Source organism: Planosporangium spinosum, assembly GCF_049999945.1.
Classification (GTDB): Bacteria; Actinomycetota; Actinomycetes; order Mycobacteriales; family Micromonosporaceae; genus Planosporangium; species Planosporangium spinosum.
This window is the reverse complement of record NZ_JBLYUB010000022.1, coordinates 40,537-52,629: the sequence shown is the minus strand read 5'-3', so window position 1 is coordinate 52,629 and position 12,093 is coordinate 40,537. Positions and strand designations below refer to the sequence as shown.

General features: G+C 71.3%; 11 protein-coding genes. 3 read left to right on the top strand and 8 right to left on the bottom strand.

The window, feature by feature from the left end; genetic code table 11:
* Window positions 1–40: 40 nt before the first annotated feature.
* A complete protein-coding gene (locus ACNTMW_RS25340; RefSeq protein WP_426636297.1) occupies window positions 41–610 on the bottom strand; it encodes a hypothetical protein in 570 nt (189 codons plus the stop codon).
* A 71-nt stretch (window positions 611–681) separates the two neighbouring features.
* A complete protein-coding gene (locus tag ACNTMW_RS25335) occupies window positions 682–2,022 on the bottom strand; it encodes an amidohydrolase (RefSeq protein WP_426636296.1) in 1,341 nt (446 codons plus the stop codon).
* Between the two features lie 81 nt (window positions 2,023–2,103).
* Between ACNTMW_RS25335 and ACNTMW_RS25330 the strand changes: the two genes are divergently transcribed.
* Window positions 2,104–3,600, top strand: a complete 1,497-nt coding sequence (locus ACNTMW_RS25330; RefSeq protein WP_426636295.1) for a pyridoxal-dependent decarboxylase — start codon at window positions 2,104–2,106, stop codon at window positions 3,598–3,600.
* A 99-nt stretch (window positions 3,601–3,699) separates the two neighbouring features.
* Complete coding sequence (locus tag ACNTMW_RS25325; protein ID WP_426636294.1) at window positions 3,700–5,304, top strand: methyl-accepting chemotaxis protein; 1,605 nt, start codon at window positions 3,700–3,702, stop codon at window positions 5,302–5,304.
* A 60-nt stretch (window positions 5,305–5,364) separates the two neighbouring features.
* Here the strand turns inward: ACNTMW_RS25325 and ACNTMW_RS25320 are convergent, their stop codons facing one another.
* From ACNTMW_RS25320 to ACNTMW_RS25310, 3 genes are read right to left on the bottom strand one after another with little or no spacing between them, the layout of a single operon-like run.
* The gene (locus tag ACNTMW_RS25320) at window positions 5,365–6,228 is read right to left on the bottom strand and encodes an ABC transporter permease (protein ID WP_426636293.1); all 864 of its coding nucleotides are present in this window, start codon (window positions 6,226–6,228) and stop codon (window positions 5,365–5,367) included.
* Complete coding sequence (locus ACNTMW_RS25315; RefSeq protein WP_426636292.1) at window positions 6,218–7,012, bottom strand: ABC transporter ATP-binding protein; 795 nt, start codon at window positions 7,010–7,012, stop codon at window positions 6,218–6,220. The genes ACNTMW_RS25320 and ACNTMW_RS25315 overlap by 11 nt, the downstream gene beginning before the upstream one ends.
* The gene (locus tag ACNTMW_RS25310; RefSeq protein ID WP_426636356.1) at window positions 7,009–8,052 is read right to left on the bottom strand and encodes an ABC transporter substrate-binding protein; all 1,044 of its coding nucleotides are present in this window, start codon (window positions 8,050–8,052) and stop codon (window positions 7,009–7,011) included. Before ACNTMW_RS25310 ends, ACNTMW_RS25315 begins: the two co-directional genes overlap by 4 nt.
* 138 nt (window positions 8,053–8,190) lie before the next feature.
* Between ACNTMW_RS25310 and ACNTMW_RS25305 the strand changes: the two genes are divergently transcribed.
* Window positions 8,191–8,997, top strand: a complete 807-nt coding sequence (locus ACNTMW_RS25305) for an alpha/beta fold hydrolase (protein WP_426636290.1) — start codon at window positions 8,191–8,193, stop codon at window positions 8,995–8,997.
* A 147-nt stretch (window positions 8,998–9,144) separates the two neighbouring features.
* Here ACNTMW_RS25305 and ACNTMW_RS25300 read toward each other — a convergent pair whose 3' ends face one another.
* The 3 genes from ACNTMW_RS25300 to pyk all read right to left on the bottom strand — a co-directional run bounded on the left by ACNTMW_RS25300 (window position 9,145) and on the right by pyk (window position 11,982).
* Entirely contained in the window at window positions 9,145–9,612 is a 468-nt protein-coding gene (locus ACNTMW_RS25300) for an RrF2 family transcriptional regulator (RefSeq protein WP_426636289.1), read from the bottom strand.
* Window positions 9,613–9,673: 61 nt separating this feature from the next.
* Complete coding sequence (locus ACNTMW_RS25295; RefSeq protein ID WP_426636288.1) at window positions 9,674–10,555, bottom strand: acyl-CoA thioesterase; 882 nt, start codon at window positions 10,553–10,555, stop codon at window positions 9,674–9,676.
* The gene (pyk, locus tag ACNTMW_RS25290) at window positions 10,552–11,982 is read right to left on the bottom strand and encodes a pyruvate kinase (protein ID WP_426636287.1); all 1,431 of its coding nucleotides are present in this window, start codon (window positions 11,980–11,982) and stop codon (window positions 10,552–10,554) included. The genes ACNTMW_RS25295 and pyk overlap by 4 nt, the downstream gene beginning before the upstream one ends.
* Between the last annotated feature and the right edge of the window lie 111 nt (window positions 11,983–12,093).

Here is a 12,093-nt window from a genome sequence, read left to right as displayed (position 1 = left end):
GGCGCCCGTCGAGGCTCGGCGTCCGTCGGGGTGGCGGCGCTCAGCCACCGACCCAGACGCACGCCACCAGCAGCGCGACGCCCACGAGTCCCGCCGCCGCCTGGAGCAGCAGACCGGGCCCCAGATGGGTCCACACCGTCGGCCGGCGAGGGACGACGATCCGGCCGATCGTCAGGTTCTCGATGCGGTGCGCCCGCATCGGCAGGTGCGGCCGGTTCTGACGGTGGGCGGTCACCCGGACCCGGTCGCGCCGCCGCAGGGCCCGGCCCGAGAGGTAGCCGTGTACCTCCAACTCGACGAACATGCCGTCGGTGTCCCGGATCCAGATCGGCGTGACCCGGAACTCGGGCCCCTGGCGCAGAGCCTTCCAGCCGCGCCCGTCCCCGGCGCCGGCCCGGGTCCGCAGCACCGCCGCAAGGAGCGCGGTGAACAGCCGGGTCACGGTGGCGCCGCACAGCACGGCGGCGATCAGGCCCGGTCCGACGGCGACCGCTCGCGGGTACGCCTCCTCGATCTTGACAATCTCACCGCTGACCACGGCACGCCTGGGAAGGTTGGCCGGTGGCGGCAGACCGACACCGAGGTCGTCGAGGTCGTCCCGGTCACCCATGCCCCACCACCCGAATGTGACGTTCTCGTCACTAAGGGTAGAATTGACATGTTTGATTGAGCGAGTTTCACTCACGCGCCGACCGGCCCCGCACGGTCACCCTCGCCGTGGTCGGCACGGGCCCGTTCGCCCACCGGTCGACCCTCGCCGTGGTCGGTACCGACCCGTTCGCCCACCGTCCCACGCGCTTGTGGCCCGTCCCCGACCTCCAGCCACGCCAGCGCGGCCGTGACCAGCGTCTCCACCCCGGTGGACAGCGTCGGATCCAGCACCGGCGCGAAGTACGGGGAATGGTTGGACGGGATGTCGCGATCCACCCGGCCCAACTGCTCCGCCCGCGCGTACGCGTCCGGATCGGTGCCGCCCACGAACCAGAACACCGACGGGAAGCCGCCCCGGGTGGAGTACTCGCCGAAGTCTTCACCACCGGTCAGCAACGGCGCCGGCACCACGCGGTCGGCGCCGAAGTGCGCGATGAACGCGTCACTGACCCGTGCCGTGGCCGCCTCGTCGTTGACCACCGGGGCGAACGCCCGCTCCAGCTCGATCTCGGGCGGCTTCGGCGCACCCGCAGCGGCCGCCTCCCCGCGGACGATCCGCTCGATGCCGGCCAGGACCAGTTCCCGGATCCGGGGGTCGAAACTGCGCACGCTCAGCTTCAGCTCGGCATCGTCGGGGATGATGTTCTCCTTCGTACCCGAGTGCAGGGCGCCGACCGTGACCACCGCCGCCTCGGTCGCGGGCACCTCACGGGAGACGACGGTCTGCAGCCGGAGCACGGTCGACGCGGCCATCACCACCGGATCCACCGTGGACTCCGGCCGGGCGCCGTGCCCGCCGCGGCCGAACAGGCGCACCCGCAGCGAGTCGCTGGCCGCCATCATGAGGCCCGGCCGGGACAGCACCCGGCCCGCCGGGGCCGGTCCGACATGCTGGCCGAGCGCCACGTCCGGCCGGCCGAACCGGTCGAACAACCCGTCGTCGACCATCGCCTCGGCCCCGCCGCCGACCTCCTCCGCCGGCTGGAACACCACCAGGACGGTGCCCGCCCACCGGTCACCGCTGTGCGCCAGCAGCGCCGCCGCGCCCACCAACCAGGCGCAATGCAGGTCATGGCCGCAGGCGTGCATCACGCCGGCCCGGGTCGACGCGTACGGCAGGCCGGTACGTTCGGTGACCGGCAGCGCGTCCATGTCGGCCCGCAGCATCACGGTGGGGCCCGCGCCGTTCCGCAGCACGCCGACCACGCCGGTACGCCCGACGCCGACGGCCACCTCGTACCCGAGCTCGCGCAGGTGATGGCCCAGCTCGACCGCGGTGCGGGTCTCCGCGAAGGACAACTCGGGATGCCGGTGCAGATCCTGGTAGAGATCGGCCAGATCCGGCAGCAGCCCCGCGAGCGGCGAGAACATTAACCCTGCGTACCACATGTACGCGGGGGCCGCAGGGCCGCCCGGCCGGGACTCGACAGGGCCGGGACTATGGTCGCTGGCGTGGCAGCACACATGACACCCGAGGAGTTCCGCCGGTACGGGCACGAGGTGGTCGACTGGATCGCCCGGTACTGGACGGAGCTGGAACACCTGCCCGTCGCCCCGGACGTACGCCCCGGCGAGATCGCCGCGCGGCTGCCCGACCGCGCGCCGGAGAACGGCGAGGACTTCGCCGCCGTCCTCGCCGACCTCGACCGGGTGATCGTCCCCGGCCTGACCCACTGGCAGCACCCGGCGTTCTTCGGCTACTTCCCGGCCAACACCTCCGGCCCGTCGGTCCTGGGTGACCTGGTCTCCGCCGCCCTCGGCGTCCAGGGCATGCTCTGGTCGACCAGCCCGGCCGCCACCGAGGTGGAGACCGTCGTGCTGGACTGGCTGGCCGACCTGCTCGACCTGCCGGCGGCGTTCCGGTCGACGGCGGGCGGCGGCGGGGTGATCCAGGACTCGGCCTCCTCGGCCGCGCTCGTCGCGACGCTCGCCGCGCTGCACCGCGCCAGCGGTGGCGCCTGGCGGCGGTCCGGAATCCGGGAACGCTACACCGTCTACGCCTCCACCCAGGGCCACTCGTCCATCGAGAAGGCCGCCCGGCTCGCCGGCGTCGGCGACGAGAACGTCCGCGCGGTCGAGGTGGACGACCGGTACGCGATGCGCCCGGACGCCCTGCGCGCCGCCCTCGACGCCGACCTGGCCGAAGGCAGAGTTCCGGCCCTGGTCGTCGCCACGATCGGCACCACCTCGACCACGGCGGTCGACCCGCTGGGCGAGATCGGGGCGATCTGCCAGGAGTACGGCGTCTGGCTGCACGTCGACGCCGCGTACGCCGGGGCGGCCGCGGTCTGCCCCGAGCTGCGCTGGTCCCACGCCGGCCTGGAACACGCCGATTCGTACTGTTTCGACCCGCACAAGTGGCTGCTGACCGGCTTCGACTGTGACGCGTTCTGGGTCGCCGAACGCGCCGAGCTGGTGCGGGCGCTGACGGTACTGCCGGAGTACCTGCGCAACGCCGCCAGCGAGTCCGGCGAGGTGATCGACTACCGCGACTGGCAGGTGCCGCTGGGGCGGCGGTTCCGGGCCCTGAAACTGTGGTTCGTGCTGCGCTGGTACGGCGCCGAGGGGCTGCGCGCGCACATCCGGTCCGGGGTGGCGACCGCGCAGCGCTTCGCGGAGCTGGTACGCGCCGACGAGCGCTTCGAGATCGTGGCGCCGCACCCGTTCTCGCTGGTCTGCTTCCGCCTGCGCGGCGACGGCTCCACCGGCAACGACTCCCCCGGCGACGACTCCCGCGGCGACGGCTCCACCGGCGCCGGTTCGGCGGGTGACGCCGTCAACGAGGAGCTGCTGCGCCGGGTGAACGCGACCGGCCAGGCGTACCTGACCCACACCCGGGTCGGCGGCCGGTACGTGCTCCGGTTCGCCGTCGGGGCACCGGCCACCCGGGACCGGCACGCCGAGGCCGCCTGGAAACTGCTCCAGGCCGCCGTCGACGAGATGGGCTGAACGCCCCATCCACTCAGGTTCAGCCCGGTTCTGCCGAATGGTCATGTCGGGGTCTCTGCGACGTGGGGCCCGTCATGCACGAAGGAGCACATGATGGGTTTGAACCGACTGAAAATCGGCGTGCGTCTCGGGACGGCATTCGCAGTGGTGACGGCGTTGCTGGTCGCCAACGCCCTGCTCGCGGCGGTCGCGCTGGGACGGCAGGAGAAGGCCGTCCAGCAGGTTGAGCAGCTACGGGTGCTCACCAGTGACCTCGAACAGATCAAGTTCTACGACGGCAGCGTGAGCGCCTGGCAGAACGGCTACCTCATCGAGGCCTACCGGTTCAGCCCGAGCCAGGCCATCGCCAACGACGGGCTCAACCGCGCCGGCTTCCTGGCCGAGTCCGAGGGCCTACGCAAGGCGCTGGCCGCCGTGCACTCCCAGTACATGACGAACGGAGAGCAGGCCCAACTGGCCAAGCTGCGGGACGCGTGGACGGAGTACTTCCGCATCGACGAACACATGGTCGGCCTGCTGCGGGCGGACACGAAGGCGGGTGCCGACGCCGCCGTCGACTACGTCAACACGGTCCAGCTCGACACGTACAACGCCATCATCGACAGCACCCTGGCGCTGATCAAGTCGGTCACGGCGCGGAGCGCGAAGGCCGTCGCCGAGGCGGCGTCCCAGGCGAACGAGTCGCGGCTGCTGATGTTCACCGCCGCCGGCCTCGGGGTGCTGCTGGCCACGCTGCTCGCCTGGCTGGTAACCCGCAGCGTCGTCACGCCGCTGCGGCGCTGCCTGGCCGCGCTGCGCCGGGTGGCCGAGGGAGACCTGGACGTCCGGGTCGACGTCGACGGCCGGGACGAGGTCGCCGCGATGGGCCGGGCGCTCGACGAGGCCGTGGGCGCCGTCCGGGGCACGGTGCTGGCCGTGGCCGACACCGCCCGCCAGCTCGGCGACGCCTCGCAGCACGTACAGGCCAACTCGGCGGCCGCGGAGGCCTCGGCCGCCGAGGCAAGCGCCCGGGCCGGCCTGGTCGCCGGCGCCGCGGAGCAGGTGTCGCACCACGTCCAGACGGTCGCGACGGGCTCCGCGGAGATGGGTACGTCGATCCAGGAGATCACCCACAGCGCCAACGAGGCCGCCGGCGTGGTCACCCAGGCGGTGGCCGTGGCCAACGAGACCAACCACACCGTCGCCAAGCTGGGCGAGTCGTCGGCCGAGATCGGCAACGTGGTCAAGGTCATCACCTCGATCGCCGAGCAGACCAACCTGCTCGCCCTCAACGCGACCATCGAGGCCGCCCGCGCCGGTGACGCCGGCAAGGGGTTCGCCGTGGTGGCCAACGAGGTCAAGGAACTCGCCCAGGAGACCGCGCGGGCCACCGAGGACATCGCCCGCCGGGTCGAGACGATCCAGGCGGACACTTCCAGCGCGGTGGAGGCGATCGGTCAGATCAGCGAGATCATCTCGCGGATCAACGAGCATCAACTGGCCATCGCCGCCGCGGTGGAGGAGCAGACCGCGACGACCACCGAGATGAACCGCAGTATCGGCGACGCCGCCGGTGGATCGGCGGACATCGCCAGCACCGTCGCCGGGGTCGCCACCGCGACGGAGCAGACCACCGAGCGCGTCGCCGAGTTCCGGCGCTCCGCCACGAGCCTGGCGCAGATGTCGCAGGAACTGCAGACCCTGGTCGGTCGCTTTCGGATGTAGAACCGGCGACGGGTGCCGGCCCCACTGCCCGACAGGGTCCGCGGGGCCCAGCACCCGTCGCTACGCCTGGTCGAGCCCCCAGGACCGGCGCAGCCGCCGGTCGGCGTAGGAGAAGACGGCATCGGCGACGACTCCGAGCACGAAGATGACGATCATCGTGCTGAGGACGCCGACCGCGTCGTTCTGTTCCCGCAGACCCTGCAGCCGTACGCCGAGCGCCGGGCGGTGCGCGATGATCACGAGCAGTTCACCGGCGAGCAGCGAACGCCACGCGAACGCCCAGCCCTGCTTCAGGCCGGACACGATCGCGGGCAGCGAGGCCGGCGCCACGACGTGGCGGTACAGGCTCAGGCCCCGGGCGCCGAAGTTGCGCCCGGCCCGCAGCAGCAGCGGCGGGACGTAGTCCACCCCGGAGATCACCCCGTTGGCGATCGACGGGGCGGCGCCCAGTACCACCACGAACAGGATGGCGTTCTCGCTGATCTGGAACAGCAGGATGGCCAGTGGGAACCAGGCGATCGACGGCATGGTCTGCAATGCCGTGATGGCCGATCCGAGGGCGGCGCGCAGCGGCCGTACCCGCGCCACCGCCACGCCCAGGACGAGGCCGATCGCGGCGGCCAGGGCGAAGCCGACAAGTCCACGGCGCAGCGTCGTCGCGATCGCGTGCCAGAAGCTGGCGGTGGTCGCGGCCCGGCCGAGGTCGGCGAAGACCTCGCTCGGCGCGGGCAGCACCCAGGGCTCCCGCCATCCCGACCAGTACACGACCTGCCAGAGCGCCAGCACGAACGCCAACGCCAGCAGCTTGGGCCAGGTCGAGGCCCAGATCCGGGCGAGCCTGGACTCGGGCCGGCCCGGATCGCCGAGGTCGAGCGCGTCCAGACCGCTGATCGTCCGCTCCGCGGTGCCCAGGTCAGTGGCCATGGCGGCGTACCTCCTGACGCAGTCGGTCGGTCACCTCGGCCGCTACGGCGGCCACCTCGGGCGAGTCGATGCGCCGGGGCCGCGGTACGTCGACCCGCCAGTCGGCCACGACCCGGCCCGGCCGGCTGGACAGCAGCACGATCCGGTCACCGAGCCGCGCGGCCTCGCGGACGTTGTGGGTGACGAACAGGATGGTCAGCGCGCGCTCCTGCCAGATCCGCTCGATCTCGTCGTGCAGGATGTCGCGGGTCATCGCGTCCAGCGCCCCGAACGGCTCGTCCATGAGCAGTACCGACGTGTCGAGCGCAAGGGTACGGGCCATCGCGACGCGCTGCCGCATGCCGCCGGAGAGCTGGTGCGGGCGGCGCCGGCCGAACTCCCCGAGGTGGACGGTGTGCAACAGTTCGGCCACCCGGGTGGCCCGCTCCGCGCGCGGTACCCCCCGCAGGCGCAGCGGCAGGCCGACGTTGCCGGCCACCGTCAGCCACGGGAACAGCGCCGGTTCCTGGAACATCAGGCCCGGACGGGCCCCGCCGGCCACCTCGATGCTGCCGGCCGTCGGCTGGTCGAGGTCGGCGACCAGCGACAACAGTGTGCTCTTGCCGCAGCCGGAGGCACCGACCAGGCAGACGAACTCACCGGCGGCGACGTCGAGCGACACCCGGTCCAGCGCGTGCACCGCGGCGGTACCACGCCCGAACACCTTGGACACCTCCGACAGCGTGACCGCCGGACGGTCCACCGCCCGCCCGGCGGTGGCCCCGTCAGGCAGTACCGATGTCATGACGTGACCTCCGGTGCGCCGCTCGCCTTGAGTACCTCGTTGAGCAGCGTCAGGTCGTAGATTCCCTTGAGGTCGACCGGCTCGAGCAGGCCGACCTCCTCGGCGTGCTTGGCACCGTTACGCAGCGATGAGGCGATCGGGTCGTTGAGGAACGTCAGCGTCTTCCACGCGTCGGCGGTCTGCTTCGGGTCCGGCGCCTTACCGGACAGCTCGCCGAGCGCGCTGTTGACCACCTGCTGGGCCTCGGTGGGGTTGGCGTTGATGAAGTCGTTGGCCGCCACCTGGCCGGCGATCAGGTTCTTGACCACGTCCGGGTGCGCCTTGAGGAACTTGGTGCTCACCAGCAGGTTGGTGACGACGAACTTGCCGCCCGGCCACAGGTCGCGCTCGTCCACCAGTACCTTGCCGCCGGCCTTCACCAGGCGGGAGGCGAACGGCTCGGGGACCCAGGCGCCGTCGATGGCACCGGCGCCGAACGCCGTCACCGTGTCCGCATTGGCCTGCGGCAGGATGGTGACGTCGCCGCCGCCCTCCTTGGTCGTGTTCAGCCCGTGCTGCTTGAGCCAGTACCGCAGCGCCACGTCCTGGGTGTTGCCGAGCTGCGGCGACGCGATCTTCTTGCCCTTGAGCTGGTCGGGGCCGGTGATGTCGGGCTTCACCACGAACGCGGCACCGCCGGACGCGGCACCGGCCACCACCTTGACGGCCTTGCCCTTGGACTTCTGCCAGGCGTTCACCGTCGGGTTGGGACCGATGTAGGTGGCGTCGACCGCGCCGGAGAAGAGCGCCTCCACCGCTTCCGGGCCGGCGTTGAAGGTCTTCGTGTCGAGCGTGACCTTCCCGCCGAGCTTCTCGGCGAAGAAGTTCTTCTTGAGCCCCACGATCGGGGTGGCGTGGGTCAGGTTCGGGAAGTACCCGAGGCGCAGCGTCACCGGAGCGCTCGACGCCTTGCCCTTCGACCCTCCACAGGCGACGAGGCCGGTGAGGGCGGTGGCGACAGCGACCACACCGGCCAGCGTCCGCATCATCGATCTCGTCATGGTCATCCCCACAATCCCCAGATAGTTGCTAGGGATACTGGGTCACTTGAGCGCGACGTGTCAACGACGATCCAGACAGTGGGATTCCCGTCACCCGTGACCTTCGGCGCCCAATGGCGCTGAAACGTCGCCGGCAGATTGCCCCAATCGCGCCGGTTCGTCGCCGCCACCGATAGATGTCGCGCGATCGATAGTGGTCGGCAGGTCATCCGGTTCGATCACCGCGACACCGGGCGGTCCGACTGCGTCGATTTCACCACCCATCCGTACGCCCTCGCCGACATGGCCGCCGACACCCTGGCGGTCCTTGACGGACACGGCGTCACGGCGGCCCACGTCGTCGGGGCGTCGCTCGGCGGCACGATCGGCCAGTGGCTGGCGGTACACCGCCCGGCGCGGGTGCTGACGCTGACCGCGATGGCAACGTCCCCGATGGGCAACCAACCCGGTCCGGCCTGGGCGCGAGCCATGGCCGGGCAGCCGCCGGTCCCGGGCGAGCTTCCCCCGCCGTCGCAGCGGTTCCTGCAACACCTGATGGCGTCCGCGCGGATGCCGAGGAGCACGCGGCACGAGCGCGTCGAGGCCGACGTGCAGACGTGGCGCGTACTCAACGGCGAGGTGCTGCCCTTCGACGAGGCCGCCGCCCGACGGTTCGTCGAACGCTGCCACGAGCGGGCACGCAACCACGCCGCCGCCGTCCAGCACGACCTCGCCGGGCGACGCTTCGGTGACGACCGACTCGCTCCCCTGGCCTCGATCACCGCCCCCACCCTGGTGGTCCACGGCAGCGAGGATCCGATCTTCCCGCTTGCCCACGGCGAGGCGCTGGCGGCGCAGATACCCGGCTCCCGGCTGTACGTGGTGCCAGGCATGGGTCACCACGGGTTCTTCTCGCCCGGACTGTCCCACCGGATCGCCGACCTGGTCATCGCGCACACCGCTTGACCCACCTCCGGCGGCCCGCCGGGCGCCCCAGCACGGCGGACGGTCACCGTGATCGTGAAGGATCCTCCGTGTCAGGGCACGGAGAACCTTTCACGATCATGGTGAGGAGGGCGGGGAATCATCCGGAGGAGGGTGGGGAAACGGGCGTCACACCCAGGCGCGGGGGTCCGCCGCAAGTTCCCGGATCCGCTCCGGCAACTTGCCGGTCGCGACGTCCGCGATCGTGACCAGTTCGAGGATCTCGCGCTCGCTCGCGCGCAGCGCGATCCACACGTCCTGCAGGGACTCGGCGGCACCCGGGTAGTCGACGTGCTCCGGCCGCTGGCCACGCACGTTGGCGAGCGGCCCGTCGATGACCCGGATGATCTCGGCGAGCGAGATGTCGTCGGCCGGACGTGCCAGCCGATACCCGCCCTCCGGGCCCCGCTGCGCGGTCACCACACCACCACGGCGCAACTGGAGCAGGATGCTCTCCAGGAACTTGGGCGGGATCTGCTGGGCCTGCGCCAGCCGCTCGGCGGTCACCGGACGATGGGCCCCGTCCGACCCACTCGCCGCCGCCGCTAGCTCCGCCGCCGCACGCAGCGCGTAATCAACCCGGGCCGACAGTCGCATGGTCAAATTATGGCTGGTCAGTGACCGGGCGATCGCAGCAACCCCTCGGTACGCCCGCCGGTCAGTGACCGATCGGCCGCAGCAGCCCCTCCTGTACGACGCTCGCCACCTGTCGCCCGTCCTCAGTGAACATCCGTCCGGCGGCGAGCCCACGGCCCCCGGAGGCCGACGGGCTCCAGCAGTCGTAGAGGAACCACTCGTCGGCCCGGAACGGCCGGTGCAGCCACAGCGCGTGGTCGAGGCTCGCGCCATCGAACCCGCCCGGCCCCCACACCGCGCCGTGCCGGGACAGCACGGCGTCCAGCAGGGTCAGGTCGGACGCGTACGTGAGCGCGCAGGCGTGCAGCAGCGGATCGTCGGGCAGCTTGCCGTCGAAGCGCATCCACACCCGCTGGTGTGGCTCCGACGGGCGGTCACCCGGCCGCACCCACCCCGGCTCCCCCACGTACCGCACGTCGATCGGGCGCGGGATGAGCTGCCACACGCCCAGGCGCTCGGGGTACCGGGCGAGCCGGTCGTCCATGGTCGGCACCTCGTCCGGGCCCGGCACGTCCGGCGGGGCGTCCCCCTGGTGGTCGAGCCCCTCCTCGTCGACCTGGAAGGACGCCGACATGAAGAAGATCGGCTTGTCGTGCTGGAGGGCCACCGACCGACGCACCGAGAACGAGCGCCCGTCGCGGATGTTCTCCACCGTGTACACGATGGGCACGCTCGGGTCGCCCGGGCGCACGAAGTACCCGTGCAGCGAGTGCACATGCCGCTCCGGGTCGACGGTACGGCCGGCGGCGACGAGCGCCTGACCGGCGACCTGGCCGCCGAACACCCGCTGCAACCCGATCTTCGGACTCTCACCCTGGAACGTGGAGTCCGACAGCCGGCGCAGGTCCAGCAGTTCGAGCAGCTCGTCGACCGCCCGCTGGCCGGTGGCTACGTCACCGGTCACTCGGCGTCCGCCAGGTCGCCCAGGCGGTGTACCCGCAGGGTGTTCGTCGAACCCGGCGTCCCGGGCGGGCTGCCCGCGACGATCACCACGTAGTCACCCTTCGCGGCGAAGTCCATGCCGAGCAGGGCCTGGTCGACCTGCCGGAACATGTCGTCGGTGTGCTCCACGAACGGCGACAGGAACGTCTGTACGCCCCAGGACAGCGCGAGCTGGTTGCGCACCGTCGGCTCCGGCGTGAACGCCAGCAGTGGCAGGTAGCAGTGGATCCGCGCCAACCGGCGGACGGTGTCGCCGGTGACCGTGAACGCCACCATCGCCTTGCCGCCGATGGAGGACGCGATCCTGGCGGCCGCCGCGGTCAGCGCGCCACCGGTGGTACGGGGGTCGTGCTGCAGCCGCGGCACGTCGATCGAGCCGGCCTCGGTGGTGGCGATGATGCGGGCCATCGTGGACACCGTCAGCACCGGGTAACGCCCGACGCTGGTCTCGCCGGAGAGCATGAGCGCGTCGGCGCCGTCGAGGACCGCGTTGGCGACGTCGGAGGCCTCCGCGCGGGTCGGCCGCGAGTTCTCGATCATCGAGTCGAGCATCTGGGTCGCGACGATGACCGGCTTGGCGTTCTCCCGGCACAGCTGCACGGCGCGCTTCTGGACCAGGGGCACCTCCTCCAGCGGCAGCTCCACTCCCAGGTCACCGCGCGCCACCATGATGCCGTCGAACGCGTCGACGATCGACTCGAGCTGCGCGACCCCCTCCGGCTTCTCGATCTTGGCGAGGACCGGGCGCCGGACGCCGACCTCGTCCATGATTTCGTGTACGAGCTTGATGTCGTCGGGCGAGCGCACGAACGACAGTGCGATCAGGTCGACTCCGAGCCGGAGCGCGAAGCGCAGGTCCTCGGTGTCCTTGTCGGACAGCGCGGGTACGCTCACCGCGACGTTGGGCAGCGACACACCCTTGTTGTTGGAGACCTGGCCACCCTCGATGACCAGGACCCGGATGTCGGTACCCTCGACGGCGATGACCTCGACGGCGACCTTGCCGTCGTCGATCAGCAGCCGGTCACCGATCTTCACCTCGGCGGGCAGCTTGCGGTAGGTGCACGAGACCCGGTCGTGGGTGCCCTCGACGTCCTCGGAGGTGATCACGACAGTCTCGCCGGTGCGCCACTCCACCGGCCCGTCCTTGAATCGACCAAGGCGGATCTTCGGCCCCTGGAGGTCGGCGAGGATACCGACCGCCCGGCCGCTGGCCTCGGCCGCGTCGCGGACGAGGTGGAAGACCTTTTGGTGGTCAGCGTGGCTTCCGTGGCTGAAATTGAGCCGGGCCACGTCCATGCCGGCGTCCACGAGCCCACGTAGGCGCTCCGGGCTGGCGGTGGCGGGGCCGATCGTGCAGACGATCTTCGCGCGACGTGTCACACACATGAGGCTAACCGCTGTCCGGCGGACAGGAGGCATTGGCCCGGGAGTTGGACCGGATGTCCGATCCATGCCCGCCTGGGAGATGACACCCCCGGGATCCGAAAGGGTGCAGAA